The following is a 26702-nucleotide window of genomic DNA, read 5'->3' as shown; positions in this document are numbered from 1 at the left end:
TCGCCACGCGATCCCTCCCGGATAGGTGAGGTCTGCTCTGCTCGCCTGCCGCACAGGCGGGCGCGGGGCTCCGGACCCGTTGTTTCGCCGGCGCCGTCGTCCGGAGTCCCGTGCTCGCCGTGCGCCCACCTCGTTGCCGTGAACCCGTGCGATGCCTGGATGGAGCAAGTGAAGCCGAAGCTCAAGAACGATACGCTCTACCTCCCGTCGTCGGACGGGATCTACTTCGTGAGCAACCGCGGGACGCTGACGCTGGAGGGCAAGCACGTCTACCAGTGGGTCGACAAGCTGGCCCCGTTCCTCACCGGCGCGCACACCCTCGACGAGATCACCGAGAACCTCTCCGAAGACCGCAAGCGGATGGTGACCGGCTTGATCGACGGCTTGGTCGCGAAGGGCTTCGTCAAGGACGTCGGCGACGACCGTCCACACGGGCTGGACGAGCGGGAGCTCGCCGCCTACGAGTCCGGCATCGCGTTCATCGACTACTACCAGGACTCGGCCGCGCACCGGTTCGAGGTGTTCCGCGACAGCCGAGTCCTGCTGATCGGCTCCGGTCGCACGGGCGCCGCGCTGGCCCGGGCGTGCCTGCACGCCGGTGTGCGGGAGGTCCGCTGGGCTCGCACCGGTGGCGCGGACGCGGGCCTGGACCAGGTCCGGGAGTTCGCCGCGCGGAACCGGGAGAGCGATCCGCGGCAAACCCTGGACGTGCTGCCCGATCCGGGCGACGCCGCGGAGGCGGCGATCGCACCGTTCGACGTGGTGCTCCACGTGTCCGACGCGCCGATGCTCGACCGCGCGCGGCGGCTCAACCGGGCCTGCCTCGAACGCGGCGCGGTGTTCGCCCAGGCGGTGGTCGACGGACCGGTCGCCTGGATCGGCCCGCTGGTCGCCCCGGGCCGGGGCGACGTCTGCTGGGAATGCGCGTGGTTGCGCGTGCTGGGCCGGAACCCCCGGCCCGGTGCGCCGTTCACCGACAGCCCCGACGTCGTCCCGAGCGAGTTCCTCGCCGGCCCGACCGCGGCCATCGTGGCGAACCACCTCGCGTTCGAGGTGTTCAAGCACCGCACCGATGCCGGTCCGGTGGAGACCGCGGGCGCCGTGGTCCGGCTCGACCTGGAAACGCTGCAGAGCAGCGTCCACCCGGTCACCGCCCACCCGCTGTGCACCGCGCACGGCGACCCGGTCCCGGCCGGGGAACGGGAGTTCACCGCCGCGATCCGGCAGCGCGCCGAGGCTCCCGCGGTGTCGGCCGAAGCCTTCTCGACCGCCGCGGCCGGCTGCTTCGACGCGGCGACCGGTCTGCTCGGCGCACTCGACGAAGGTGATTTCGGCCAGCTCCCGCTGAAGGTGTCGCGCGCGGAGTACGCCAACGCCGTGCTGGCGCCGGACTTCGACCAGGAGCGGTCCGCCGCGGTCGAGGTGTCCACCGACTTCACCGAGGCACGCGAACGCACGACCCGCCGTGCCTGCGAGCTCTACGCCGCGAGCGTGGTCGACCGGCGCAGGCTGGCCGGGTCCGCGGAAGCACCGCTGACCTGGGGATGGGACCTGGTCGCAGCGCGAGCGCGCGAGCTGCCCGCCGCAACCGCCTTCCCCTCGCTCACCGGCTCCGCACCCTCGCACCGCAGCACGCCCGGCCTGGCCTCCGGACTCACCTGGGCCGAAGCGGTGGGCCGCGGCCTGCTGGCGCAGGTCGCCCGGATCACCGCCGCCGAGGCCGCCGGGGCGCGGACCGCCTTCCCCCGCGTGGACCCCGGCTCGCTGGAGCGCACCGACCGGGTCCGCCGGTTCACCACCATGCTCGACGTCCTCGGCGTCGACGTGGTGGTCCACGACATCACCGGCGTGCTCGGGGTACCGACCTTCGCGGCCCGCGTCGGGAGCACCACCGTCGGCTGCGCCTCCGGGTTCGACACCGCACTGCTCCTGGAATCCGTCCTGGAGCAGGCGCTGCGGCACGACCAGGCGCGGACCGAGCGGTGGCCGGACTACGCCGCCGACATCGGGGAACTACCGGACCTGCCCGAGGCGCTCGGCGACGACGCACCGGTCGCCCAGGTGACCCCTGCGGCTCCGCAGGGCTGGGCCGACGTGCAGGAGCTGCTGGTGCGAAACCTGCGGGACGCCGGACACCGGCCGGTCGTGGTCCCGCTGGACCACGACCCGGTCCTGGACCAGGTGCTCCACCTGGTCAACGTCGTACTCGTGGAGGAGGACTGAGTTGCCCGCGGACGTGGCGGCGATGAGCGCCGGACCTGCCCTGATCGGCCTCGTCGGGGAAGGCGCCCTGCACGAGGCGATCCGGCGAGCGCTGGCCGAGGAGCACCGGGTGGTGGTGCCGGACCAGCACGACAACGCCGAGATCGACCTGCTGCTCCTGGTCGAGGACGGCTGGGACCGGGATCGGCAGCACCGGTGGAACGACTGGTCGCTGATGACGGGAGTGCCGCTGCTGCCCGTCTACGTCACGCCGGGGGCGGCGATCGTCGGGCCGTGCACGTCTCCGGCGGACGGCGGTTGCCAGGTGTGCGTGGAACGACGCCGCCTGCGCGCCCGCGACGACCACGGTGACTACGAGCAGGCGCTGGCGTCCCACCCCGACGGGATGTCGACGATCGGGGCGCTGTGGCTGACCTCCTTCGCGGCGGACCTGGTCAGCACGCTGGTCGAACGGGAAGTCTCCCGGTTCACCGCCGACCGCTCCGCGATGACCACCCGCGGCGCTCTGCTCCGGCTCGGTTTGGACGACCTGCGGACCAGCGTGCACCGGTGGCTGCCCGATCCGCTGTGCGAACGGTGCGGCACGCTGCCCGAGGATTCCCGGGAAGCCGCCGTGATCGAGCTCCAGCCGCGGCCGAAGGTCTCCCCGGAGGGCTACCGGGTGCGTTCCCTGGCCGGGGAGGAGGACCGGCTGCACCGGATCTACGTCGATCCGGAGGCCGGGTTGCTGCGCGCGGTCTACAAGGAGGGGCGCAGCGTCTTCCCCAGCTCCAGCGCACCGATGGGGTTGCGGGCGACGACCCGCACCGAAGTCGGCTACGGCCACCGGTTGGACTTCGCCGCGAGCAGGCTGACCGCCGTCGCCGAGGGCATCGAGCGCTACGGGGGCATCGAACCGGGCGGCAAGCGCACCGCCGTGCGCGCCAGCTATCGCGAGCTCGGCGAGGACGCGCTGGATCCGACGACGCTCGGGCTGCACGCCGAGGACCTGCACGCGCGTCCCGGGTTCCCGTACCCGCGTTACCACCACGACCTGGCCTTCAACTGGGTGTGGGGGTACTCCTTCGCCCGGGGCAGGCCCGTCCTGGTGCCGGAGAACTACGCCTACTACGGCACCGTGTACCGCAACACGCGCGACCACCCGTTCGTCTACGAGATCTCCAACGGCTGCGCGCTCGGCGGGTGCCTGGAGGAGGCCGTCCTGCACGGCATCCTCGAAGTCGCCGAGCGGGACGCCTTCCTGATGACCTGGTACGCGCGGCTGCCCGCGCCCCGGATCGACCCGCGCTCGGCGCCGGGACCGTCGGTCCCGCTCGTGATCGAGAGCATCGAGGCCTTCTCCGGCTATTCGATCGAAGTCTTCAACATCACCCTGGAGCAGGGCGTGCCGTGCTTCTGGGTGATGGCCGTGGACCGCACCGGGATGCCGGACATGCCCAAGGTGCTGTGCTCCTCCGGGTCCAACCTCGACCCCGAGAAGGCCGTGATCAACGCGCTGATGGAGCTGGGTCCGCTGGTGAGCAGGCCACCGGAGTTCCACCGGCGGAACCGGGCGCGGGTGGAACGGATGCTGGCCGACCCGTACGCGGTGGTGTCCATGGAGGACCACGCCGCGCTCAACGGCGCGCCGGAGGTCTTCGACCGCTTCGGCTTCCTGCTGGACACGCCGGGCAGCCAGACCTTCACCGACGCGTTCAAGGACCACTACCAGAAGCCGAGGAACGCCGACCTGAGCGCGGACCTGGCCGAAGTGCTCGAGCAGTACCAGCGCACCGGACTCGACGTCGTGGTCGTCGACCAGACCACGCCCGAGCACCGCGCCGGGGACTTCCGCTGCGTCAAGGTGATCATCCCGGGAGCGCTGCCGATGACCTTCGGGCACCAGCGCCGCCGGGACCGCGGGTTCGAGCGGCTGCACCGGATCCCGCACGAGCTGGGCTACTACGACCGCCCGCTCACCGACGCCGACATCAACCCGCACCCGCACCCCTTCCCGTGACGCCAGGACAGGAGGGGTGATGGGCAACTGGGACCTCGACATCGGGGAGCACTACCTGCGGCGGACCGTGCACGAGGCGGAGGAGCTGTTCGCCGAAGTACTGGCGGAGGACCCGATCGGCGCTGATCCGCTGCCGTTCAAGGTCTACCGGGGCGTGCCGCGGTACCGGCTACCGGAAGGGCTCCCGCTGGAGATCGGCGACGCCCGCCGCTGCTTCGCGGACGTCCCGACGAGCGGGGACATGCCCGGCGGGGAGCCCGACGGGGTGCTCGCCGCGCTGCTGTACTACGCGTACGGCTTCTCCCGCTGGGACGAAGGTCCGGGAGCGGTGTGGCCGTACCACCGGGTGGTCCCCTCGGCCCGGTGCTACTTCCCCACCGAGCTCTCGTTGTGGATCCCTCGCACCGGGGGCATTCCCGCGGGCCTCTACCACTACGACCCGCTGCACCACTCGCTCGCCCTGCTCCGCGGTGGTGACCTGCGCGGCGAACTCGGGCACCTGCTCGGCACCGGGCTCGACGACGTCCGGTGCGTGCTGCTGCTGTCGTCGCTGTTCTGGAAGAACGCCTTCAAGTACCGCGGCTACTCCTACCGGCTGTGCGCGCAGGAAGCGGGCATGGTCGCGGGCAACGCGCTGCTGGTCGCCGGCGCGCTGGGCCTGCGCGGCGCGGTGCACTACCAGTTCCCGGACCGGCGGGCCGGGGCCCTCCTCGGCCTCCGGGAAGGCGAGGAACAGCTCTTCGCCGCATTGCCGCTGCGGTCGGCCTCCGCCGATGAGCCCGGACCGGTCCCACCACCTCCGCCCCCGCCGGTACCCGCCCCGGTGGCGCACGACTACGTCCGCCCGGAAGGCCCGGTCCACCCGCACGACGCGCTGTTCACGTCGATCGCGGAGAACTCGCTGCTGGCGGACGGCGAGGAGCGCCCCCGCGAACTGCCGGACGCGCGGCCGAGGTGCCCGCACGACGCAGCCGCGGTGGTGCCGATGCCGCCCGCCCGCCGCGACCCGATCGAGCTCGGCGCGGCGCTGCGCGCCCGCACCTCCGGCAACGTGCTGTTCAACCCGGTCGCCCGCCCGTTGGCGCGGGACGACTTCTGGGAGATCCTGCGCCACGCCACCAGCCCCTACCGGTGCGACCTGCGGGACGGACCGGCGGAGCCGGGCGTGGCGCTGCACGTGGTGGTGTTCGACGTCGACGGGATGACCCCCGGCGCCTACCGCTTCTGCCGGGAGCACGGCGGCCTGCACCTGGTGGTCGAGGGCGCTCTCGCGATGCGCTTGCAGGGCGCGCTGCCGGTGCCCAACATCAACCTGTGCGCGACCAACGCGGTGGTGTACCTGGCCGCGGACCACGCCGCGGCCTCGAACACCTTCGGCAACCGCGCCTATCGCTTGATCAACCTCGAAGCGGGTCTGGTGGCGCAGCGGCTCTGCGCGCTCAGCGCCGCGCACGGCCTCGCCGCTCGGGTGCACAACGGGTACGACGCCGCCGGAGTCGGGGCGGTCCTGGGTTTCGACGACGCCAAGCTCACCCCGTTCTTCCAGATCGCCGTCGCCCACAACCGGCCGGGGGTCCAGCACGGCCTCCCGGTCCTGTTCTGAAAGGGGCCGCCGCCGATGGACGTCCACGTCGAACCCACCTTCGTGGTGCGCGTCGCGGGACTGCCGCTGGAGGTGCTGGACCGGCTGCGCACTCCCCGGACGGCCGCGCTGGTCGAGGCGGCCCTGGACGCCGAGCAGTGGCTCGACGAGCACCAGGAGGAGTTGTCCGACGCGCTGCACGAGGTCGTCGGCGCCACCACCGACACCGCGCTGCGGCGCAGGCTGCTGACCCTGCGCCGCGACGTCCACCGCAACCGGGCACCCCGTTCCGGCCTGGTCGACGCCGACCTGCTCGGCGCGCTCCCCGGCTCGGTCGCCGCGGCTGCCGGGACCTGGCACCGGCGGGTGACCGAGCGCGACGCGCTGGTCGAGCGGGCCGCGGCCGGGTTCGACGCCGAGGCCGACGAACAGCGCCACGCCCTGCACGACATCGCCACGGCCCCCGACTTCCGGCGCGGGTTGGTGCTGGCCAGCGAGGACCTGCGGCGAAGCCTGTCCAAGGCCGGACCGCACCGGGCGGACCGCAAGCTGGAGCGCAAGCTGGCCAAGTACCTCGCCCGGATGGCGTCCAAAACCAGCCCCTACAGCACGTTCACCGGTGCGGCGCTGGGCCGGTGGGCCGGCGCGGACGAATCGCCGCGGTGGACGACCGGGACGCGGTGGCGCAGCGTCGTGGAGCTCAACGCCTTCACCCAGCAGCAGATCCCGCGGACGTTGGCGAGCTGGCCGGAGGTCCGACCGACGCTGCCGGTGGCCGTCAACAGCAGCGCCGTCGAGGACGACCGGGCGGTCCGCTTCCTCGGCCGCGACGGCGGTGAGGCGCTGCTCGAACTGCCCGCCTCGGCGACGCTGCGGCGGTTCCTCGCGGAGATCGGGCACGGCGACGACCGCACCTGGGGCGGCGTCGTGCGCGCGCTGTCCGCAGTGGACGGAGGTGGCCGGGACGCGGCGGTCGGCGCCTTCCTCGACCGGCTCATCGACATGGGGCTCGTCGAGATCGGTTTCGGCATCCCCGACGACGCGGACGACCCGCTCGGACGGCTCGTCGACGCCCTCGCCCGGTTCCCGCAGCAGCGCGTCGTGGAAGCCCGCCGATCGCTCGCGGGGCTGCGCGCGGAACTGGACGGCTACGGCGGGATCGATGGACCCGACGACCGCCGCACCCGCGCCGCGTCGATCGACGACCGCCTGCGCGAGGTCTACGACCTGCTGGGCTGGACCGCCTCGGGCGAGGAGTTCCCGAAGAACGCGTTCTACGAGGACGTTCTGATCACCGAGGACACCCCCGTGGTGCCGCCGCGGACGTGGCGGGAGACCTTCGGCGAACTGGACCTGGTGCGACGGCTGGCCGGGCTCTACGATCGCTTCCTCCCCGGCCGCATCGCCGCCGAGGCCTTCTTCGCCGATCACTTCGGCGTCGGTGCGCGGGTGCCGCTGCTCGACTTCTACGGCGCTTTCAGCGCCGCGCTGAGCGCCTCCGCGCGGCCCGACGCCCGGGTCAGCGGTGCGGACCTGCTGGCCTGCTACGAGCGGGCTTTTCCGGTTCCCCGCACCGGTCTTCCCCGGCTCGACGAACTCGCCGACTGGCAGGAGAAGGTGGTCGCGGCGGTGGCGGGCGCGTCCGTCGACGGCACCGGCGTGCGGCGGTGGGAGCCGGACGCGGTGCGCGCGCTGCTGGACGGGCTGCCGGAGTTCGTGCGGCCGATCGAGTCCTTGGCCTGCTACCTGCAACCCGTCGCGGACGGCGCGATCCGGGAGCGGGCCGTGCTCAACGAACTGATGACCGGATTCGGCCGGAGCCGGGCCCGCTTGCTGCGGCTCGGCCGGACGGCGGGGGTGGCCGGTCCGCCCGCACCGGCGCGGCGGCCGTTGCCGGGCGAGCGGGTTCCGGCCGAGGTGACCGGCACCGTCGGCTCCAACCTCAACCTCACGCATCCGGCCACCCACTACGAGATCAGCTACCCGGCGAGCACCAGCGACCGACCACCGGAGCAGCGGATTCCGCTGGGTGACCTGGTGGTCGCCCACGATCCCGCGGTCGGCGAGTTGCGCCTGCTCTCCCGCAGCCGCGGCTTCGAGGTCCTACCGGTGCACCTCGGCGTGATGGTGGAGTTCCTGCTGCCCGCGGCGCATCGGTTCCTGCTGCAGATGTTCGGCCAAGCGGTGCCCCGGTTCGAGTTCGTCAAGCAGCTCGCCACCGCGGCGCCCAGCGGCGAGCGCGACGGCGTCCGCCGCCATCCGCGGCTGGCTCTGGGCGGCCTCGTGCTCAACCGGGCCGCCTGGTCGGTGCGTGCCGCCGACCTGCCCCGGCGGGAGAACCGCGGCAGCGTGGACCACCTCCTCGCGGTGAACCGCTGGCGGCGGCGGCACGGTCTCCCGCACCGGTGCTTCGTGCGGGCCATCGCCGCGCGGGGCGAGGCGGCACGTCGCTCCCGCGTGGCGGGCCTGTTCGACAAGACCCGCAAGCCCGTGTACGTGGACTTCTCCAGCGAGCTGTTCCTGAACGTCTTCGAGGAAGTCGCCGGGAGCACCGACCAACTGCTCGTCTTCGAGGAGGCGCTGCCGGGACCGGCGGAACTGCTCCTGCGCGACGAGCACGGCCGCCCGCGCGCCAGCGAATTCGTCGTCGAGGTGGGCCGCCATGGATGAGACCGGCTGGATCAGCATGCACGTCCACTACCACGACCCGCTCGACGGGCTCATCACCGGCGCGGTCCGGCCGTTGCTGGCCGAGCTGGCGGCCGACGGCCTCACCGGCGGCCACTTCTTCGTCCGGCACTGGCAGGGCGGCCCGCACTTGCGGCTGCGCATCGCACCGGTCTCGCAGGACCGCGCTCGGGAAGTCCGGGCGCGGCTCGATCGCCACGTCGGCGCGTTCCTCGCCCGGCACCCCTCGCGCGCGGTCGTCGAGGAGGCGGACTACCTCCGGATCGCCGAACCGCTCGTCGGCGTCGAGCGCGGCCAGGACGCCGCCGAACCGCTGCGGCCGAACAACTCCGTACGCGACGTGCCGTACGAACCGGAGCTCGCCCGCTACGGTGGGACGCCCGGGGCCATGCGTGCCGTGGAACGGCATTTCACCGCCTCCAGCGAGCTGGTGGCCGAGCTCCTGACCGCCGGGATGAGCGAGGCCCAACGCACCGGTCAGGCACTGGCGATGATGCTCGCCGGCGCGGTGGTGGCCGCCGACGGCGTGGACGGCGTGGCCGCCTACCTCACCACCGGGCAGCGCGACTGGGGGCGGCGGCTCGTGTTCGGCGACGTCACCACGGGCGAAGACGTCTTCGAGGCGAAGTACCAGCGGCAACGGGAGCACCTGACCGGGCTGGTCGCGCGGCTGCTGGACGGCGGGGTGGCCGATCGGACCGGGACCGCGGTGGGCCGGTGGGTCGCCACCACCTCGGAGCTCCGCGACGAGCTCGTGCGGCTGCGCGAGCGCGGCGCGTTCCGACCCGAGGACGTGCTGGTGACCGCCGCGGCCGACGAGCGCTACGACACCGCGCTGGCCAGCGTGCTGCTGTTCTGCTCGCACATGCACAACAACCGCTTGGGGGTCTCGTTGCCGGAGGAGTCCTACCTGATGTACCTGCTGCGGCGGGCCGTCTCCGAGATCACCGGAGCCGCGCGGTGAACCCCGGACGTGGGCGGACCGGCGCGGGCACCGCCGCCCGCGAGTACGTCGAGCTCGTCGAGAGCTCCCCGCTTCCCGGCGATGTCGAGTGGGACGACGCCCCCGGCCAGTTCAAGCTGTACCGGGGACGCCCGCGGATTCCGCTGGACGAGACCCCCGGCCAGGTGGGCGAGCTGTTGCTGGACTCCTACGGCGTGACGCGCTACCGGTGGACCGCCGCGGACGCGCTGCGCCGCCTGATCGGCACCCGTGGCGCCGAGCCCGGCGGCGGGGCCGAGCTGGCCAGGAACTCGCTGCGCCCGGTGCCCTCGGGCGGTTCCCGATTCCCCGGTGAGGTCTACGTGGTCTCCGGCCCCGGCGGTGCGCTGCCCACCGGGGTGCACCACTACGACGCCGCGCACCACGCCTTGGTGGCGCTGCGCGAGGGCGACTGGACCGGCGAGCTGGCGGCGGGCCTGGGCGCACCGGCCGCGCGGCTCCCGCTGACCCTGCTGGTCACCGCCTTCTTCTGGAAGAACGCGTTCAAGTACGGCGAGCTGACCTACCGGCTGTGCGCGCTGGACCTGGGCGTGCTGGTCGGCCAGGTGCTCGCGGTCGCCCCCCGGCTCGGCCCGGCCCGGGTGCGCTACCGCTTCGTCGACGACGACCTCGACGGTCTGCTGCGCCTCGACCCGATGCGGGAGAGCGTCTACGCGGCGATCACGATCGACGAGGCCCCGGGGCGGGGACCCGGCCCGCTCCGCCCGCTGCGCGACGGGACCGCGGAGGCCTCGCGCACCGGGACGGCCTCCAAGTCGGAGCGGGAGTGGACGCTCGACGCCCAGCCGTTGCAGGCCCGGGTGCACCGCGCCGCACGGCTCCCGGATGCCACCGAAGTGCGGTCGGCACCGGCGGTACCCGATCACGTCACCGCACCCGGTCCGACGGTGGCGCTGCCCGAGCGCGCGGTGGACCTGCTCGCGGGCCTGCACGAGCGCCGGTCCTCGATGGGCTACTTCGCCCCGGCCGAGCTGCCCGCGGAGCCGGTGTCCGCGTTGCTGGCCGCCGCGGCCGAGGGCTACCGCAACGACCTCGCCGACGAGTCCGGCGCATCGCTGCGGCACACCGCCCTGTACTGCGCGGTGAACCGGGTCTCCGGGGTGGCGCCCGGGGTCTACCGCTACCGGCCCGGGTGGTCCGGCGGCCCTGGGCTCGAGCGGGTGCGCACCGGCGACATCGGTGCGGAGCTCCAGGACTCGCTGCTGATCAAGCTGTTCAACATGGACCACACCGGACTGTGCGTCTACCCGGTCGGCCATTACGGAGCCGGATTCGACGTCCACGGCGACCGGTGGTTCCGGATGCAGAACATGGAAGCGGGCATCGCGGTGCAGCGGCTCTACCTCGCCGCCGCGTCGTTGGGGCTGCGCTGCCACGCCAGCCTCGGCTACGACGTCCAGCGCACGCACCGGCTGCTCGGCCTCGACGGCACCGGGTTGAGCAGCCTGATCCAGGTGATGATCGGCTCCGGCCGGGCGCCCGGTGATTTCTACGAAGCTTCCTGGCGCTGACCTGGTGGCCGCCCCGACGTCCGGCCGGGACGACCACCGCGCGGGGATCAGGACCGGGCGCGAGCGCGCCGCCGCATCATGCCGTTCATGGCGCGGAACGAAGCCCTGGACAGCGACGTCGCGATCGTGCCGCTCCGCAGCCCTTGGTCCTGGTAGCGCAGCGCCTTGCGGACGGCGGCGAAGCCGTAGTCGAGCATCGCGGTCTCGTAGGCCCCGATCGCCTGCTCGGTCGACACCGCGCCACCGTCGAGCCGGACGAGCTGACCGCGGAGCTCGTCGGCGTCGCGCAACGCCGTGTTGCCGCCCATGCCACCGACCGGCGACATGCTGTGCACGGCGTCGCCCAGCAGCGTGATGTTGGTGCTCTGCCACGGCTTCAGCGGCACGGAGGTCTTGTACGGCACCAGCAGCGCACTACCGGGGTCCGATTCGGCGACCAGCCTGCGCAGATCCGGGTGCCAGCCGGAGATCATGCGTCCGACGAGCCGGATCAGCTCGGCTCCGTCGAGCGCGTGGATGTTGGCCGGGCAGGCGCCGCGCCGCACGACGAACGCCGTGCCGACGTAGGCGTCGTCCCCGGACGAACCGGGTCGCTCGGCGGACCGGTCGAAGACCGACACCGACAGGAAGTACGGCGCCGGGGCCATGATCATGCAGCGCCCCGTGGACAGCGGCGGGCGCAGCCAGGCGCGCACCTCATCGGTCAGCGGCAGCTTGAGGCCGATGCCGAAGGCATCGGTGTCGACCCGTTCGGCCTGCGGGAGGTACTGGCCCCGCACCGGCGAACCGACGCCGTCGGCGCCGATGAGGACGTCACCGGTCGCGGTGCTGCCGTCGGCGAAGTGGGCGACCACCCCGTCCGGAGTGCGTTCGTAGCGCTCGAACTTCTTGCCGAAGTGCAGCACGTCGTCGAGTCCGGTCAGCAGGATGTCGCGCAACGTCACGCGGTCGATGGCGTGGGAGCGCGAGGTCGGCCCACCGTCGGGCACGCGGTGCGCGTCCGGCTCCAGTTCCATGAGTTCCCGCAGCCCTTCGGTGAGGAAGCGGAAGCTGCCGAGATCCACCGTGCCGGCCGTGAACTCCGCCCAGACCTTCTCCGGCAGGCAGGAGTGCAGCGCCTTCGCCCCGTCCGGATCGATGTGGATCCGGTAGCCCTCGAGCCGGTCGTCCCTGGTGCGGTCGCGTTCGTACACGGCGACGTCGATCCCGGCGCGCTTGAGCCCCTGCGCCAGGCACAGGCCGCCGATACCACCGCCGACGACGAGGACCTTCAACGATGCTCCGGACATGCTCCCGTGGCCTCCTGTGCTTCCGGACGAGTAGGGCGGTGTGCCGTGCCTGGGCCCGCGCGCTCCGCTTTCCTTGCCGGCCGGATGACGCGGACGCTATACTGCGGCCCGCGACGATCGGCCTTGAATCGCGTTCCAGGACAACGGTTCACGCGACGCGAGTTCGCGGTTCGGCGGAATCCTCCCCAGTTCGGACCACAGCCACCGCAGACTGTTTCACACTACCCCTCGGGCGGTCCAGGATGCAGATGCACGACATCACGACGAAGGCGGGGTACGACCTCTGGGCGGAGTCCTACGAACGGACGCCGAACCCCGTCGTCGCCGTGGACGCCCAGCAGGTGATCGGGCTGCTCGACCCGGCGCCGGGCGAGCACGTCCTGGACGCCGGGTGCGGGACGGGGCGCAACTTCGCGGGAATGCTCGCGGCCGGGGCGCGGCCGCACGGCGTGGACTTCTCCTCCGGAATGCTCGCGGTGGCGCGTCGCGCCTTTCCCGACGTACCGCTGACCGAAGCGGACCTGCAGGAGACCCTGCCGTTCTCCGACGGCGAGTTCGACGCGGTGTGCTGCGCGCTGCTCGGCGAGCACTTGGAGCACCCGGATCGGGTCGTCGCCGAGTTCCACCGGGTGCTGCGCCCGGGCGGCAGGCTGGTGTTCTCGGTGTTCCACCCGGAACTGGCCGCGACGGGGATGTCGGCCCAGTTCGAGAACGACGGCGCCGCGTACCGGCTGGTCGCCCACCCGTACTCGGTGGACGACTACGCGTCCTGGGTGACGGCGGCGGGGTTCGGACGACCGCAGCGGCACGAGTTCACCGGCGGCCCGGATCTGGTCTCCGAGGTGCCGTGGGCGTCCTGGCTGGTGGGTCGGCGGATCCTGCTGGTGCTCACCGCGACCAAACCCGGCTGAAGGCGGAGTTCCTCGCCGTCGAGGCGCTCCGCCGACGCCCCCTCGTCCGGACCGGACGCACGTCGATGGTCCACGCCTTGCCCGTGCTGACGGCGGCTACTCGGCGAGCTCCGCGGTGCGGGCGGCGGCGAGCAGCAGCAGGCCGCGGGCGGTGCGCGGGTCGGCGCCGGTGCGCGCGGCGATCCGGGAGAGCCGGTTGTCCACGGTGTTCGGGTGCACGTGCAGCGCACGCGCGGTGCGGTGGCGGTTGAAGTCGTGCGCGAGGTAGGCGTCGAGCGTCGCGGCGAGCTCCGGCCTCCGGCGCAGTTCCCGGGCCAGCGCGGTGAGCCCGCTGCGCGCCGCGCTGTCCCGGCTGAGCTGGTACTCCAGCAGCAGGTCGGGCAGGACGGCGACGTCGTCGTCCCGGCGTCCGGGCAGCCGCAGCAGGTCCCGCGCCTGCTGCGCGGCGCCCGGCAGCGCCGAGCGCGTCGGGGCGTGCGCGAAGGCGGCGGCGATCGGTGCGCCCGTCGCCGCCCGCAGCCGGGGCAGCGCCTCCCGGACCGCGCGCAGGTCGTGCGCGGAGCCCTCCGGCGCGGACGGCAGCAGCACCAGTCCGCCGTCCGGGTCGAGGGCGGTGAGCGCCTGGGTGCCGAGCCGCCGGTGCACTCCCGCCACCAGCCGGTGCAACGCGCGCCGTTCGGCGATCCGGCGACCGATCCCGTCGGCGGCCGAGCCGGTGGCGGGGTGCTCGCCGAGCCGCACGGCGAGCACCCCGTAGGCGTCGGCGAGCCGGACGTCGAAGCGGTGCGCGAGCTCGGCGGCGGACCCGCCCGCGACGAGGGCCTGCACGATCTCGTGCACCGCGAAGCGCTCCTCGCCGTGCACGAGCTGGTGCTCCTGCTGGTGCGCCTGGACCGCGGCGTCGACGATCTCGTGCATCCGGTGCAGCAGCGCCGCACCCAGCTCCCCCGGCACCGCTCCGCCCGCGGCGCGCGCCAGCTCCTCCCACGTCATCTGGATGTTGACCAGGTAGGCGGTGACGAAGTCCGCCACCGGCAGCCCCTCGTCGGCCCGCTGCCGGGCGCGCTCGCGCAGCAATTCCAGCTCCGCCCCGGTGGGCGAGCGCTGCTCCCGCACCGCGCGCAGCGCCAACCGGGCGCTCTCCCGGCAGGAGTGGGCCATGTGCTCGCGCACGTGCTCGGGCCACCGCCCCCGGTAGCGCGCCGACCGCCGGACGTACTCGCGCACCGCGCGATCGGCCGCGGCGGGCAACCGGCGCTCCACCGCGTCCAGCAGCGGTTGTGACATGTCACAGCAGTCTAGGGCGGAGAGTGGACATCGGGCGATACCTCGGTCGCGGGTGCGCGGGCCAGGGTGGGACCACGCCGTCGTCCGAGGAGGCACCGTGACCGATCTGCTCGACTACGCCGACCGCGTGTGGCGCGGCGAGGAGACCATGAAGGCCTACCACTCCGGCGCCCTGCGGGCCGAGGGGCTGCACGAGGTCGCGCCCGACGTGTGGACGTGGCCCGCGTTCGGCAACGTCCACGTCTTCCCCACCGCGGAAGGGCTGTTCTGCTTCGACACCGGCAGCGCGGCCACCGCGCCCGACCTGTTCGCCGCCACCCGGGCCCGCACCGACGCCGCCCTGCACACCGCGGTCTACTCCCACGGCCACATCGACCACGTCTTCGGCACCGCACCGTTCGACGCGGACGCCGCGCGGCGCGGTCTGCCGCGACCGACCGTGCTGGCGCACGAGAACGTGCCCCACCGGTTCCGCCGCTACCAGGCCAGCCAGGGCTACAACAGCACGATCAACCAGCGGCAGTTCCAGAACCCCGGCATCGAGTGGCCCGCGGAGTTCCGCTTCCCGGACCTCACCGTGGCCGAGGCGACCACCGTGCGGCTGGGCGAGCTGTCGGTCCGGCTGCGCCACGCGCGCGGCGAGACCGACGACCACCTGACCGCGTGGCTGCCGGACCGGGGGATCCTGTGCACCGGTGACTTGTTCATCTGGTCCTGCCCGAATCCCGGCAACCCGCAGAAGACCCAGCGCTACGCCCTGGAATGGGCCCAGGCGCTGCGCCGGATGGCCGCCCTGGACGCCGAACTGCTGCTGCCGGGCCACGGCGTCCCCATCGTCGGCGCGCAACGCGTGCGCACCGCGCTGCTCGACACCGCCGAGCTGCTGCAGACCCTGCACGACCAGACCCTCGCGGCGATGAACGCGGGCGCCACCCTGGACGAGGTGCTGCGCGAGGTCACCGCTCCGGACGAACTGCTGCGCAAGCCGTACCTGAGACCGTCCTACGACGAACCGGAGTTCATCGTCCGCAACGTCTGGCGGCACTACGGCGGCTGGTACGACGGCGACCCGGCGCACCTCAAGCCCGCGCCGACCGGTGACCTGGCCGGCGAGATCGCCCGGCTCGCGGGCGGCGGCGCCGCGCTCGCCGAGCGGGCGCGGGAGCTGCTGGCCGCGGGCGAGCTGCGGCTGGCCGGTCACCTCGCGCAGTTCGCCGTGGACGCGGACCCGGCCGACCACCTCGCGCACGCCGCCCGGGTGGAGGTGTTCGTGGCGCTGCGCGCGGCGGCCACCTCGACGATGGCCAAGGGGGTCTACGGCTGGGCGGTGGCCGAATCGCGGGCGGCGCTCGACGGCGGCGACCGCGACGAGGCGCTGCGCGCCGACGGCCCGGAACGCACCTCGTGGGCGGCGCTGTGACCAGCACCGTCCGAAGTGCACCGTTCGGCCGGAGCGGGCCCCGTTCCGGGAACCCGCCCGCCGCGCCCCACCTCGGGCCTGTCCTCCAGGCATGGCGGCTTTCCCCGTTCCCACCGCGGTGCCGGCATCCCGACCTCGAACCAGTGCTGCGGCACCTGCTCGGCCGCGCTCCCCGGCGCGACACCTGACCGGTCAGCGCCCCAGGTCCGCCAGCACCGCGCGGGCCGCCCGCCGTCCGGAGACCAACGCACCCCGGATCGACGGGGTGTCCCGGTGATCACCGCAGACGTAGCGCCCGGAGCCCAGGCGCACCGGGAGGTCGACCTCGTCGGTGGCCACCCGCCCGCCGACCCGCTCCGCCGCCTCGCACACCCGGACCGCCACCCCGGCCCGGTGCAGGTGCCGGGCCGCGGCGAGCCCGGCCAGCCCCGCCCCCACCACGACGACCTCCGCGCTCGCCGCCATCGCTTCCCTCCCCGCCCCGGTGTCCGCCGGTACCACCATCCCGGTCGCGCGGTCGCCCCGCTCAGCGAGGCCTACGGCGCGCGGAGGCGGGTGAGGAGTGCGTCGAGCTGGGCGAGCTGGCGGTCCGGGGTGGTCTGCGCCGGGGACAGCACGGCGAGGACCTGCAAGCCCACCAGCGCGGACAGCAGCTCGTCGGCGGTGGTGCCGGGGTCGACGTCGGCGCGCAGCGTCCCGTCCTGGCGGGCCTCGGCCAGCCGCGCGGCCAGCTCCGCCCGCCAGCGGTCGGTGGACCGGGTGTGCAGGGCGGCCCGCGATGCGGAGTGCAGGGCCTGCTGCCAGAACGTGACGGCCAGCCGCGCCTCGGCGAGGCGCTCGGCGTCCAGCGGCATGATCTCCAGGCACAGCGTGCGGAGCCCGTCGAGCCCCCGCCGGTCCGGGTCGGCGGCGTCGGCCCGGGCGTCGGTGGCCTCGACGACGTGCCGGAACGCGGCGTCGAGCACCGCGTCCTTGGTCGGGAAGTAGTAGAGCAGCGTCCCGTTCGCGAACCCGGCCTCCTCGGCGATCCGCCGGGTGGTCACCGCGTCGAGGCCTTCGGCGGCGATCAACCGCCAGACCACGTCGACGATCGCGCGGCGGCGCGCCTCGTGGTCGACGATCTTGGGCACGCGTCCTCCCATCGGGTCGGTGGGGCCTCAGCCTAGAACCCGATCGGACCTTCTTTTTCGTACGAGCGCTCAGTAACCTCGGCCCGAGTCCGGCACGTTCCCGATCCCGCAGCGCTGTTCTCCGCCCCGAGCCCCGCAGTGAGGAAGTGCCCCATGCCGCGAACCTCCGCACCGCACCCGCTGGATCCGATCGAGCCCGAGGAGATCCGGGCCGTGCACCGCGCGCTGGCCGAGGCGGGCCTGGTCACCGCCGACACCCGCTTCGCGCACGTCGGCCTCGACGAACCGCCCAAGCACGAGCTGCTCGCGCACGCCCCGGGGGCACCGGTGGTGCGGCGGTTCCGCGCCCTGCTGCTGGACCTGGCGGCGCAGACCTCCCGCGACGTGCTCGTGGACGGCACCGCCGGAACCGTCCTGTCGGTCACCGAGCTCGACCCCGCCACCGGCGGGCAACTCCCCGTCCTCGACGAGGAGTTCAGCCTGGTCGAGGAACTGCTGTCCACCGACGAGCGGTGGCTGGCCGCGCTGGACGAGCGCGGGCTCGACGTCCGGCAGGTGCGGGTGGCCCCGCTGTCGGCGGGCGTCTACGCCGACGAGTACCCGGACGAGGCGGGGCGGCGGATCCTGCGCGGCCTGGCGTTCCTGCAGGAGCACCCCACCGGCTCGGCTTGGGCCCATCCGATCGACGGGCTGGTGGCCTACGTCGACACCCTCAACCGCGTCGTCGACCGGGTCATCGACCGCGGCCCGGTCCCGGTGCCGCGCGGCTCGGGCGACTTCGACGACCCGGCGGTGACCGGACCGCCGCGCACCACCCAGCGGGAGATCGCGATCAGCCAGCCCGAAGGTCCGAGCTTCACCCTCGACGGGAACCTGCTGAGCTGGGAGAAGTGGTCGCTGCGGGTCGGTTTCGACGCGCGCGAAGGGCTGGTGCTGCACCAGGTCGGCTTCGACGAGGGCGGCGGCACCCGGCCGATCGTGCACCGCGCGTCGATCGCCGAGATGGTCGTGCCCTACGCCGACCCGTCCCCGGTGCGGTCCTGGCAGAACTACTTCGACACCGGCGAGTACCTGGTCGGGCGCTGCGCCAACGCGCTGGAGCTGGGCTGCGACTGCCTCGGCGAGATCACCTACCTGGACGCGGTGATCTCCGACGCGCGCGGCGAACCGAAGGTGCTGCGCAACGCGGTCTGCATCCACGAGGAGGACGCGGGCGTCCTGTGGAAGCACACCGACCTGTGGTCGGGGGCGGCGCAGACGCGCCGCCAGCGGCGCCTGGTCATCTCGTTCTTCACCACCATCGGCAACTACGACTACGGCTTCTACTGGTACCTGCACCTCGACGGCACCCTCGACTGCGAGGTCAAGGCCACCGGGATCGTGTTCACCTCGGCGCACGACGGTGGCGAGTACCCCTACGCCGCGCCGCTGGCGCCCGGGCTCGGCGGGCCGCTGCACCAGCACCTGTTCAGCGCCCGGCTGGACATGGCCGTCGACGGGGTGCGCAACCGGGTCGAGGAGGTCGACGTCGAGCGGGTGGCGATGGGGCCGGAGAACCCGCGCGGCAACGCCTTCACCACCACGCGCACCGTGCTGGCCTCCGAATCCGCCGCCCAGCGCGACGCGGCGCCGGAGCGCGGCCGCACGTGGCACGTGGTGAACCCGGAGCGGCGCAACCAGGTCGGACGGCCGGTGGGCTACGCGCTGGTGCCGGAGGGGCTGCCGACGCTGCTGGCCGATCCGGGCTCGTCCATCGCCCGCCGCGCCACCTTCGCCACCCGGCACCTGTGGGTCACCCGCTACGACCCGGCGCAGCGCTACCCCGCGGGGGACTTCGTCAACCAGCACCCCGGCGGGGCGGGCCTGCCCGCCTACACCGCGGCCGACCGCGACCTCGACGGCGAGGACGTGGTGCTGTGGCACACCTTCGGGCTCACCCACGTCCCGCGCCCGGAGGACTGGCCGATCATGCCGGTGGACCGCACCGGGTTCCGCCTGCGCCCGGTCGGCTTCTTCGACCGCAACCCGGCCCTCGACGTGCCACCCCCGCGGCACTGCGGGGCGCAATGACCTACTCGGCGGTATCTACCGCTGAGTAGGTTCCGCTACCGTCGCTCCGCTCGTGCAACGAAGCCGGAGCGAGGAGTCGTCATGGGACAGTCGCGCGCCATCGTCGGAGCGCTCGCCGCCGCTCTGCTGGTGGGCGCCGGGGTCGGCCCGGCGCCCACCGCAGCCGCCGAGGACGTCGGGGCGCACCGCTCCACCGTCCGGTTCGTCGACATCGAGGGCCACGACGGCGTCGTGCTCAAGGCCAACGTCGTGTCCCCGGCCGGGGGCGGCAGCCACCCGCTGCTGGTGCTGCCGACGAGCTGGGCGGTCCCGCAGGTGGAGTACCTGGCGCAGGCGCAGCGGCTCGCCGACAGCGGATACGTCGTGGTCAGCTACAACGTCCGCGGCTTCTGGCAGTCCGGCGGGCGGATCGAGGTGGCGGGGCCACCGGACATCGCCGACACCTCGCGGGTCATCGACTGGGCGCTGGCCCACACCCGCGCCGACGGCGAGCGGGTGGGCGTCGCCGGGGTGTCCTACGGCGCGGGCATCGGGCTGCTGGCCGCCGCCTTCGACGAGCGCGTCGACGCCGTGGTCGCGCTCAGCGGTTGGGCCGACCTGGTGGACTCGATCTACAGCGGACGCACCCAGCACCTGCAGGTCGCCGGGCTGCTGGCCGGCTCGGGCGAGCTCACCGGGCGGCCCAGCGACGAGCTGCGCGACATCCTGGAGGGCTTCCTCAGCTCGGACCTCTCCCGGGAGCAGGAGCTGGTCGAGTGGGGCCGCAGCCGCTCGCCCGCGACCTTCGTGGACGCGATCAACCGCGGCGGCGCGGCGATCATGCTCGGCAACGCCTGGGGCGACAGCTTCTTCCCGCCCAACCAGTACGCGGAGTTCTTCGAGCGGCTCACCGTGCCCAAGCGCCTCGAATTCCGGCCCGGCGACCACGCCACCGGTGAGCTGACCGGGCTGCTCGGATTGCCCAACGACACCTGGACCAGCGCGCACCGCTGGCTCGACCACCACCTCAAGGGCGCGGACAACGGCGTCGGCGAGGAGCAGCCGGTGCGGATCAAGTCCCGCTCCACCGGGGACTACGAGTCCTACCCGGACTGGGACGCGGTCGGCGCGCGGCGCCACGAGATGCCCCTCGGCGGCACCGAAGGGATCGCCGCCAACGTCGACTCGGGCGCCAACGGCGGGGTCGTGCTGCTCACCGGGGCGCTGGACCAGTTCGTGCGGCTTCCCCCGGTCGTACCGGTGCCGCTGCTGCCGCCCGCGCACACCGCCGTCTGGGAATCCGCACCCGCCGCCGAACCGCGGCCGGTCCGGGGCACGCCGGTGCTGCGCACCACGGTCACCAGCGACGCCCCCAGCGGGACCTTCGTCGCCTACCTGTACGACGTCGGACCGCTCGGCACCGGCCGGCTGATCACCCACGCCCCGCACACGTTCCACCACCGGACCCCGGGCGAACCGTTCACCGTGGACCTGGAGCTGTTCTCGACCGCCTACGACGTGCCCGCCGGGCACCGCCTCGTGCTGGCCGTCGACACCGTCGACCCGCTCTACGCCGAGCACAACCCGCACGGCGCCGACCTGACGTTCACCTCCCCGGCGGACGACCCGTCCCACCTGTCGGTGCCCCTGGGCTGACGGCCCACCCGGCGGGCCGCCCGGCGCCCTCGCGTTCTCCGAACCTCGGATCCCCGCTCGCTGCGGTCCCGGCGGGTCACTGCCCGGACTCGGGAGGCGGTAGCAGCGGGCCGCCGTCCCAGCGCTGGAAGATGAGGTTGGTGTGCACGAGGGCGACCTCGTCGCGGGCGGTGAGTTCGTCGAGGACGAGACGTTGCAGGGCCTCGGCGTTCTCCGCGGCGACGTGCACGAGGAAGTCGTCCGGTCCGGTGAGGTGGTAGAGCTCGCGGGTCTCCGGTTGGGACAGGACGTGCTCGACGAAGGGCTCGACCAGTGGTCGCCGGTGGGGCTGCACCCGGATGTGGAGCAGGGCCTGGAGCGGCCGGCCGAGCTTGTCCGGGGCGACCCTGATGCCGTAGCCGAGGATGACCCCCGCCTCGCGGAGCCTGTTGACCCGGTCCAGGCAGGTGGACGCGGCGATGCCGACCGCGGCGGCCAGTTCCTTGTTGGGCAGTCGGGCGTTCTTCTGCAATGCCGCGAGGATCCGCAGGTCGACCGGATCCAATTTGGCCGAGGAGGACATCGGCCGAATTCTACCCGGGAAGGTAGCCAAAAAAGCGCTCACACGACGAAACTGTGCTCAGATTTCCGGTGCTGCTCAATTCACCGACTGGGGACGTCCATGATCGCGCACCTGCCCGTCTTCATCGCGACCACCCTGCTGATGCTGGTGGTGCCCGGCCCCGACTTCGTCGTGGTCACCCGCAACGCCGCGACCGGCGATCGACGCCAGGCGTACCGCACTGCGGTGGGCATCTGCGGTGGGCTGGCGTTCCTGACGCTGGTGACGGCGGGCGGACTCGCGGCGGTCGTGGCCGCCAACGCCACCATGCTCGTGGTCCTGCGCGTCCTGGGCGGCACCTACCTGGTGGTGCTCGGCGGCATGATGATGGTCTCGGCGTGGCGACGACGACAGGGGCCCGACACCGACGTCCAGTCGCCGCGCGGCACGCGATCGCCGATGATCCAGGGCTTCCTCAACAACGTGCTCAACCCCAAGGCCCTGGTCTTCTACCTCACCTTCATGCCGCAGTTCCTGACCGCGGGCACGCCGGTGTTCGCCCAGACGCTCCTGATGGGCGCGGTGGTCGTGCTGTGCGCGGCGGCCTGGTGGACCCTGTACGTCACGGCGCTCGGCTTCTTGAGCACGGCACTGGCACGGACGTCGGTGCGCTCGGCCATCGACGCGGGAGCCGGGATCGCCCTCGGCGGCCTGGGCGCCGTGACCCTCTTCGGAGGGCTGTGACCGGCGCTCCTCGAACCAAGGAGCGCCGCGCGAGCGCTCAGCGCCGGGTGGTGGCGCGCAGCGCGGTGCGCAGCGCGCCCCACAGGTCCGGGGATACCTGGTCGGCGCTGTGCTCGACGGCCACCCGCATCGCGGCGTTGACCACGGCGGCCTCCACCTTGACGTCGAGGTCGCCGGGGTCGCGGCCGGACCGCTCGGCGATCCCGGCGGCGAACACCGGCTCGGCGTCCTGGTGCGCCCGCAGCCACACCGCGCGCACGCCGGGCTCGGTGCGGGTCAGCCGCACCAGGTCCAGCATGGTGTCCACGTCGGCCAGTTCCGGGCGCGGCAGGCGCTCCAGCGCCTCGGGCAGGTCCTCGTCGGGGCTCCACCCGGCCAGCGCCCGGGCGACCTCCTCGATGCCGGTGCTCAGCAGCGGGCGCACGCAGTTCTCCTTGCCCGCGCCGGGGAAGTACCGCCACAGCGTGCGCAGGGACACCCCGGCCTCGGACGCGATCTCCTCGGCGGAGGTCGCGGCGACCCCTCGGGTGGTGAACAGCCGCACGGCCGCGCGGGCGATGTCGCGGCGGATCTCGGCCTTGCGCCCTTCGGTCAGCGGTGGACGTCCGGGACGCTTCGCCGACACCGCAACTCCCTCCTCCGGCACTGGGACCGCCCCATCCTAGGACCCCGTGATCCGCATCCCCCCGGAAGTATCTGGCACACTGTGCCTGAAACGTCGAGGACGCCCGGCCCGCGCCGGGCCCGATGCGAAGGAGCATCCGATGAGCCCCACCGGTCTGGAAGGCCGCACCGCGATCGTCACCGGCGCCGGATCGGGCATCGGCCGCGCCGCCGCCCTGCGGTTCGCCGCGGAAGGGGCGCGGGTGCTGATCGCCGACCTCAACGGCGAGGGCGCCGCGGCCGTCGAGCAGGAGATCCGCGCGGCGGGCGGCACCGCCACCACCGTGGTCGGCGACCTGAGCGAGCAGCCCGTGGTGGACGAGGTCGTCGCGACCGCGGTCGAGCGCTTCGGGACGGTGGACGTGCTGGTCAACAACGCCGGCATCATGGACAGCTTCGCCGCGGCGGCCGACGTCACCGATGCCGAGTGGGAGCGGCTGGTGCGGGTCAACCTGACCGCGCCGTTCCTGCTGGCCCGCGCCGTGCTGCCGCACATGCTGGCCGCGGGGCGCGGTGCGATCGTCAACACCGCCTCCGAAGCGGCGCTGCGGGGCAGCGCGGCCGGGGCCGCCTACACCGCCACCAAGCACGGCGTCGCGGGGCTCACCAAGTCGCTCGCGGTGATGTACCGGGACAAGGGCGTCCGGTCCAACGCGATCGCCCCGGGCGGCACCGCCACCGGCATCTCCGTCGACATCGACGCCGAGGCCCACGGGCCGGGCGTGGTCATGGGCTACGGCGGCAACATCGGCCGCGTGTCCGAAGCCGAGGAGCAGGCCGCCGCGATCGTCTTCCTCGCCTCCGACGCCGCCAGCAACATCAACGGCGTCATCCTGCCGGTGGACAACGGCTGGTCCGCGGTCTGATCTCCCGGCACGAGCCCTGCCGAATCCCCGGCGGTCCGGCACACTGACGCCTGACCGTCGGGGATCAGCCGCGCACTGGCGGTGAGCACGCTGGTCGGGCTCACCACGACAGGGGAGGTTCTGGCCACCCTTCGCGGCGACGGTCCGCCCCGGGGAGTAGTTTCCCGGCTCGGTGTCTTTGGCGGACGTCTCGGGGGATCGAAGGGGCCGGAGTGCGGGAACGGGGGGTGCGCACCGACGCGGCGCGCACGGGTCGAGCGGTGCGGAAGCAGCCCTCGGTGCTGCGGCAGCCGGCGCGCGTGGTCGCCGCCGGCTTCGGGCTGGCCATCGCGATCGGCACGGTGCTGCTGATGCTGCCGGTCTCCAGCGAGTCGGGCGAGGCGACCTCCTGGGTGTCCGCGCTGTTCACCTCGACCTCGGCCGTGACCGTCACCGGCCTGTTCGTCGTCGACACGCCGACGCACTGGTCGACCTTCGGGGAGCTGGTGCTGCTCGGGCTGTTCCAGGTGGGCGGGTTCGGCATCATGACCTTCGCCTCCCTGCTGGGACTGCTGGTCACCCGGCGGCTGGGGCTGCGGATGCAGCGCAGCGCCCAGGCCGAGACCAAGACCCTCGGCCTCGGGGACGTCCGCCGCGTCGTGCTCGGCGTCATCGCGCTGAGCCTGCTGGTGGAAGCGGTCACGGCCGTGCTGCTGACCGCGCGGTTCGCCACCGGGTACGACGAGCCCTTCGGATCGGCCGTCTACCTCGGGATCTTCCACGCGGTGTCGGCGTTCAACAACGCCGGTTTCGTGCTGTACTCGGACAGCCTGATGGGCTTCGCCACCGACCCCTGGATCTGCCTGCCGATCGTGGCCGCCTTCGTGCTCGGCGGGCTGGGCTTCCCGGTGCTGTTCGAACTCGTCCGGCACCTGCGGCGCCAGCAGCGGCGCTGGTCGCTGCACATCCGCATCACCCTGGGCGCCTACGCCGCGCTGTCGGTCGTCGGGCCGGTCGCGATCATCGGTTTCGAGTGGGACAACCCCGCCACCCTCGGCCCACACGGCGTGGGCGGCAAGCTGCTGGCCGGGTTCGTCCAGGGCATGAGCCCGCGCACCTCCGGGTTCAACGTGCTGGACGTGGGTGCGATGCAGCCCGCCAGCCTGCTGATGAGCGACGTGCTGATGTTCATCGGCGGCGGCAGCGCCGGAACCGCGGGCGGCATCAAGGTCACCACGTTCGCGCTGCTGGCCTTCGTGATGCTCGCCGAGATCCGCGGTGAACCGCACGTGCACGTGCTCGGCCGCAAGCTGCCGCCCGAGGTCCACCGCCAGGCGCTCACCGTGGTGCTGGCCGGGGTCGGCCTGGTGCTGGCCGCCACCCTGGCGCTGCTGGTCATGACCCCGTTCAAGCTCGACGACGTGCTGTTCGAGGCGGTCTCGGCCTTCGCCACCGTGGGGCTGTCCACCGGCATCACCCCGGAACTGCCCGCCGCGGCCCAGATCCTGCTCGTCGTGCTGATGTTCGTCGGCCGGATCGGACCGATCACCTTCGCCTCCGCGCTCGCCCTCCGCGAACGCGGCCGTCGCTACGACCTGCCCGAGGAGCGCCCCATTGTCGGCTGACCGCACTCCCTCCCGTCACCGCGAAGGCCCCGCCCGGGTGGTCGTGATCGGCCTCGGCCGGTTCGGCGGTTCGCTCGCGCTGGAACTCGTCGAACGCGGCACCGAGGTGCTGGCCCTGGACGCCCGGCCGCACCTGGTGCAGCGGTTCGCCGATTCGGTGACGCACGCCGCCGTGGCCGACACCACCGACGTCGAAGCGCTGCGCCAGCTCGACGTGCCCGACTTCGACCGCGCCGTGGTGGCCATCGGCGACGACCTGGAGGCCAGCATCCTCACGACCTCGCTGCTGGCCGAGTTCGCCATCCCGCACATCTGGGCCAAGGCCGTCAGCCGCCAGCACGGGCGCATCCTCGAACGCGTGGGCGCCACCCGGGTGGTGCTGCCCGAGCACGACATGGGCGAGCGGGTCGCGCACCTGGTCACCGGGCGGATGCTGGACTACATCGAGTTCGAGGACGACTACGCGCTGGTCAAGACCCGGACCCCGGCGATGGCGGTGAACCGGCCACTCGGCGAGACCCGGATCCGCAGCCGCTACGGCGTCACCGTGGTGGCCATCAAGCGCCCCGGCGCGGGGTTCACCACCGCCACCCAGGACACCGTGCTCGAACCGGGCGACATCCTCATCGCCGCGGGCCGCGCCCGCGACGTCGAGCTCTTCGCCGACCTCACCTGATCGGCCGACCTCACCTGAGCGGCTCGGGCCGGAACCGGTACCGGTCGCCGTGGGCGACGTAGTGGAACTCGGTGGTCGCCGACGACTCCGCCGCGGCGGCCTTGAGCTCGTCCAACCCGGACCGGAAGACCGAGAAGTCGTTGTAGTGGATCGGGACCGCGGTCCGGGGCCCGATGATCTCCACGCAGCGCACGGCCTGCTCCCCCGTCATGGTCACCACCGTGCCGAGCAGCGTCGTGCCGCCGGCGTGCACCAAGGCCAAGTCGACGTCGGGGTACCAGCGCGGGATGTCGTGCAGGCGCTCGTGCAGCAGCGTGTCGCCGGTGATGTAGAGGCGGAACCGGTGCGCTTCGCCCTGGTAGAAGTCCAGCATGCTGCCCATCACCGGTGGGAGCAGCCCCGCCACGTGGTCGGGCGCGTGCTTGCCGGGCATCGACGTCACCCGCAGGCGCGCGTCCCCGCGGACCACGTCCTGCGCCTCCCAGGTGTCCAGCGCGTGACCGCGGTGGAACCCCTGCTCGCGCAACAACCGCACGGCGTGGTCGTTGGTGATGATCGGCAGTTCGTGGTCGAGCTCCCGGGCCGCCACGTCGTCGAAGTGGTCGCCGTGGTGGTGCGACAGGACCACCAGGTCCACCGGCGGCAGGTCGGCGACCTGGCACGCCGGTTCGACCTCCCGCCGCGCGTACGCGCCGTGCCCCAGGTGCACGTGCTCCCCGGCGTGGAGGAACGCCGGATCGGTCAGCACGGAGAACCCCCCGTAGCGGATCACCGTCGTGGCGTTGCCCACGAAGTACAGCTCGCCCTCGTCGAAGTCGACGTCCGCGGCGCTCGGCAGCTCGATGGCCATGGCGGCTCCC

At 73.1% G+C, this 26702-nt stretch carries 21 protein-coding genes; 14 read left to right on the top strand and 7 right to left on the bottom strand.

The window, feature by feature from the left end:
* Positions 1 to 159: 159 nt before the first annotated feature.
* The 6 genes from ABD976_RS16210 to ABD976_RS16185 are packed head-to-tail and all read left to right on the top strand — an operon-like array spanning position 160 to position 11006.
* Positions 160 to 2223, top strand: a complete 2064-nt coding sequence (locus tag ABD976_RS16210; RefSeq protein ID WP_345363901.1) for a TOMM precursor leader peptide-binding protein — start codon at positions 160 to 162, stop codon at positions 2221 to 2223.
* Between the two features lies 1 nt (position 2224).
* Positions 2225 to 4222: a TOMM precursor leader peptide-binding protein gene (locus tag ABD976_RS16205; protein ID WP_345363899.1), complete on the top strand. Its 1998-nt coding sequence runs from the start codon at positions 2225 to 2227 to the stop codon at positions 4220 to 4222.
* 19 nt (positions 4223 to 4241) lie between these two features.
* A complete protein-coding gene (locus tag ABD976_RS16200; RefSeq protein ID WP_345363897.1) occupies positions 4242 to 5825 on the top strand; it encodes a SagB family peptide dehydrogenase in 1584 nt (527 codons plus the stop codon).
* A gap of 15 nt (positions 5826 to 5840) precedes the next feature.
* Complete coding sequence (locus ABD976_RS16195) at positions 5841 to 8474, top strand: lantibiotic dehydratase (protein ID WP_345363895.1); 2634 nt, start codon at positions 5841 to 5843, stop codon at positions 8472 to 8474.
* On the top strand, positions 8467 to 9456 hold the full coding sequence (locus tag ABD976_RS16190; RefSeq protein ID WP_345363893.1) for a thiopeptide-type bacteriocin biosynthesis protein: 990 nt from the start codon (positions 8467 to 8469) through the stop codon (positions 9454 to 9456). The genes ABD976_RS16195 and ABD976_RS16190 overlap by 8 nt, the downstream gene beginning before the upstream one ends.
* Complete coding sequence (locus ABD976_RS16185) at positions 9453 to 11006, top strand: SagB family peptide dehydrogenase (RefSeq protein ID WP_345363891.1); 1554 nt, start codon at positions 9453 to 9455, stop codon at positions 11004 to 11006. The genes ABD976_RS16190 and ABD976_RS16185 overlap by 4 nt, the downstream gene beginning before the upstream one ends.
* Before the next feature lie 47 nt (positions 11007 to 11053).
* Here the strand turns inward: ABD976_RS16185 and ABD976_RS16180 are convergent, their stop codons facing one another.
* Positions 11054 to 12295 carry an FAD-dependent oxidoreductase gene (locus tag ABD976_RS16180; protein ID WP_345363889.1) on the bottom strand — a complete coding sequence of 414 codons (1242 nt, stop codon included), beginning with the start codon at positions 12293 to 12295 and terminating at the stop codon, positions 11054 to 11056.
* Positions 12296 to 12543: 248 nt separating this feature from the next.
* Here ABD976_RS16180 and ABD976_RS16175 point away from each other — a divergent pair, with 248 nt between their 5' ends.
* Positions 12544 to 13206: a class I SAM-dependent methyltransferase gene (locus ABD976_RS16175; protein WP_345363887.1), complete on the top strand. Its 663-nt coding sequence runs from the start codon at positions 12544 to 12546 to the stop codon at positions 13204 to 13206.
* Between the two features lie 96 nt (positions 13207 to 13302).
* Here the strand turns inward: ABD976_RS16175 and ABD976_RS16170 are convergent, their stop codons facing one another.
* Positions 13303 to 14493 (bottom strand): PucR family transcriptional regulator, encoded by a 1191-nt coding sequence (locus tag ABD976_RS16170; protein WP_345363885.1) that lies wholly within the window; start codon positions 14491 to 14493, stop codon positions 13303 to 13305.
* Between the two features lie 97 nt (positions 14494 to 14590).
* On the opposite strand from ABD976_RS16170, the gene ABD976_RS16165 reads away from it, so the two are divergent.
* Positions 14591 to 15913, top strand: coding sequence for an alkyl sulfatase dimerization domain-containing protein (locus tag ABD976_RS16165; protein ID WP_345363883.1), 1323 nt, complete (start codon positions 14591 to 14593; stop codon positions 15911 to 15913).
* Between the two features lie 192 nt (positions 15914 to 16105).
* Here the strand turns inward: ABD976_RS16165 and ABD976_RS16160 are convergent, their stop codons facing one another.
* Complete coding sequence (locus tag ABD976_RS16160; protein WP_345363881.1) at positions 16106 to 16378, bottom strand: FAD-dependent oxidoreductase; 273 nt, start codon at positions 16376 to 16378, stop codon at positions 16106 to 16108.
* A gap of 71 nt (positions 16379 to 16449) precedes the next feature.
* Positions 16450 to 17043 carry a TetR/AcrR family transcriptional regulator gene (locus ABD976_RS16155; RefSeq protein WP_345363879.1) on the bottom strand — a complete coding sequence of 198 codons (594 nt, stop codon included), beginning with the start codon at positions 17041 to 17043 and terminating at the stop codon, positions 16450 to 16452.
* Between the two features lie 153 nt (positions 17044 to 17196).
* Here ABD976_RS16155 and ABD976_RS16150 point away from each other — a divergent pair, with 153 nt between their 5' ends.
* Together ABD976_RS16150 and ABD976_RS16145 are read left to right on the top strand one after the other, a co-directional pair.
* Complete coding sequence (locus ABD976_RS16150; protein ID WP_345363877.1) at positions 17197 to 19113, top strand: primary-amine oxidase; 1917 nt, start codon at positions 17197 to 17199, stop codon at positions 19111 to 19113.
* A gap of 81 nt (positions 19114 to 19194) precedes the next feature.
* Positions 19195 to 20748, top strand: coding sequence for an alpha/beta fold hydrolase (locus ABD976_RS16145; RefSeq protein ID WP_345363875.1), 1554 nt, complete (start codon positions 19195 to 19197; stop codon positions 20746 to 20748).
* 76 nt (positions 20749 to 20824) lie between these two features.
* On the opposite strand, the gene ABD976_RS16140 is transcribed toward ABD976_RS16145, so the two are convergent.
* Positions 20825 to 21310 carry an Lrp/AsnC family transcriptional regulator gene (locus tag ABD976_RS16140; protein ID WP_345363873.1) on the bottom strand — a complete coding sequence of 162 codons (486 nt, stop codon included), beginning with the start codon at positions 21308 to 21310 and terminating at the stop codon, positions 20825 to 20827.
* Positions 21311 to 21409: 99 nt separating this feature from the next.
* Here ABD976_RS16140 and ABD976_RS16135 point away from each other — a divergent pair, with 99 nt between their 5' ends.
* On the top strand, positions 21410 to 22033 hold the full coding sequence (locus ABD976_RS16135; protein ID WP_345363871.1) for a LysE family translocator: 624 nt from the start codon (positions 21410 to 21412) through the stop codon (positions 22031 to 22033).
* Positions 22034 to 22070: 37 nt separating this feature from the next.
* Here the strand turns inward: ABD976_RS16135 and ABD976_RS16130 are convergent, their stop codons facing one another.
* Positions 22071 to 22658 carry a TetR/AcrR family transcriptional regulator gene (locus ABD976_RS16130; protein ID WP_345363869.1) on the bottom strand — a complete coding sequence of 196 codons (588 nt, stop codon included), beginning with the start codon at positions 22656 to 22658 and terminating at the stop codon, positions 22071 to 22073.
* Positions 22659 to 22797: 139 nt separating this feature from the next.
* On the opposite strand from ABD976_RS16130, the gene ABD976_RS16125 reads away from it, so the two are divergent.
* The 3 genes from ABD976_RS16125 to ABD976_RS16115 all read left to right on the top strand — a co-directional run bounded on the left by ABD976_RS16125 (position 22798) and on the right by ABD976_RS16115 (position 25842).
* Positions 22798 to 23562 carry an SDR family NAD(P)-dependent oxidoreductase gene (locus ABD976_RS16125; protein ID WP_345363867.1) on the top strand — a complete coding sequence of 255 codons (765 nt, stop codon included), beginning with the start codon at positions 22798 to 22800 and terminating at the stop codon, positions 23560 to 23562.
* Positions 23563 to 23840: 278 nt separating this feature from the next.
* A complete protein-coding gene (locus ABD976_RS16120; RefSeq protein WP_345363865.1) occupies positions 23841 to 25166 on the top strand; it encodes a TrkH family potassium uptake protein in 1326 nt (441 codons plus the stop codon).
* 37 nt (positions 25167 to 25203) lie between these two features.
* Positions 25204 to 25842: a potassium channel family protein gene (locus ABD976_RS16115; protein WP_345363863.1), complete on the top strand. Its 639-nt coding sequence runs from the start codon at positions 25204 to 25206 to the stop codon at positions 25840 to 25842.
* A 10-nt stretch (positions 25843 to 25852) separates the two neighbouring features.
* Here ABD976_RS16115 and ABD976_RS16110 read toward each other — a convergent pair whose 3' ends face one another.
* Positions 25853 to 26692, bottom strand: coding sequence for an MBL fold metallo-hydrolase (locus ABD976_RS16110; RefSeq protein WP_345363861.1), 840 nt, complete (start codon positions 26690 to 26692; stop codon positions 25853 to 25855).
* Between the last annotated feature and the right edge of the window lie 10 nt (positions 26693 to 26702).

The sequence above is a fragment of the Saccharopolyspora cebuensis genome, from assembly GCF_039542665.1.
Lineage (GTDB): Bacteria > Actinomycetota > Actinomycetes > Mycobacteriales > Pseudonocardiaceae > Saccharopolyspora > Saccharopolyspora cebuensis.
The sequence above is the reverse complement of the archived record's forward strand: the minus strand, read 5'-3'. Positions and strand labels throughout refer to the sequence as shown.

Coding starts and splice junctions, on each gene's coding strand:
- ABD976_RS16210 (WP_345363901.1), top strand. CDS start 160: ATGGAGCAAGTGAAGCCGAAGCTCAAGAACGATACGCTCTACCTCCCG.
- ABD976_RS16200 (WP_345363897.1), top strand. CDS start 4,242: ATGGGCAACTGGGACCTCGACATCGGGGAGCACTACCTGCGGCGGACC.
- ABD976_RS16195 (WP_345363895.1), top strand. CDS start 5,841: ATGGACGTCCACGTCGAACCCACCTTCGTGGTGCGCGTCGCGGGACTG.
- ABD976_RS16190 (WP_345363893.1), top strand. CDS start 8,467: ATGGATGAGACCGGCTGGATCAGCATGCACGTCCACTACCACGACCCG.
- ABD976_RS16180 (WP_345363889.1), bottom strand. CDS start 12,295: ATGTCCGGAGCATCGTTGAAGGTCCTCGTCGTCGGCGGTGGTATCGGC.
- ABD976_RS16175 (WP_345363887.1), top strand. CDS start 12,544: ATGCACGACATCACGACGAAGGCGGGGTACGACCTCTGGGCGGAGTCC.
- ABD976_RS16170 (WP_345363885.1), bottom strand. CDS start 14,493: ATGTCACAACCGCTGCTGGACGCGGTGGAGCGCCGGTTGCCCGCCGCG.
- ABD976_RS16160 (WP_345363881.1), bottom strand. CDS start 16,378: ATGGCGGCGAGCGCGGAGGTCGTCGTGGTGGGGGCGGGGCTGGCCGGG.
- ABD976_RS16150 (WP_345363877.1), top strand. CDS start 17,197: ATGCCGCGAACCTCCGCACCGCACCCGCTGGATCCGATCGAGCCCGAG.
- ABD976_RS16145 (WP_345363875.1), top strand. CDS start 19,195: ATGGGACAGTCGCGCGCCATCGTCGGAGCGCTCGCCGCCGCTCTGCTG.
- ABD976_RS16140 (WP_345363873.1), bottom strand. CDS start 21,310: ATGTCCTCCTCGGCCAAATTGGATCCGGTCGACCTGCGGATCCTCGCG.
- ABD976_RS16135 (WP_345363871.1), top strand. CDS start 21,410: ATGATCGCGCACCTGCCCGTCTTCATCGCGACCACCCTGCTGATGCTG.
- ABD976_RS16125 (WP_345363867.1), top strand. CDS start 22,798: ATGAGCCCCACCGGTCTGGAAGGCCGCACCGCGATCGTCACCGGCGCC.
- ABD976_RS16110 (WP_345363861.1), bottom strand. CDS start 26,692: ATGGCCATCGAGCTGCCGAGCGCCGCGGACGTCGACTTCGACGAGGGC.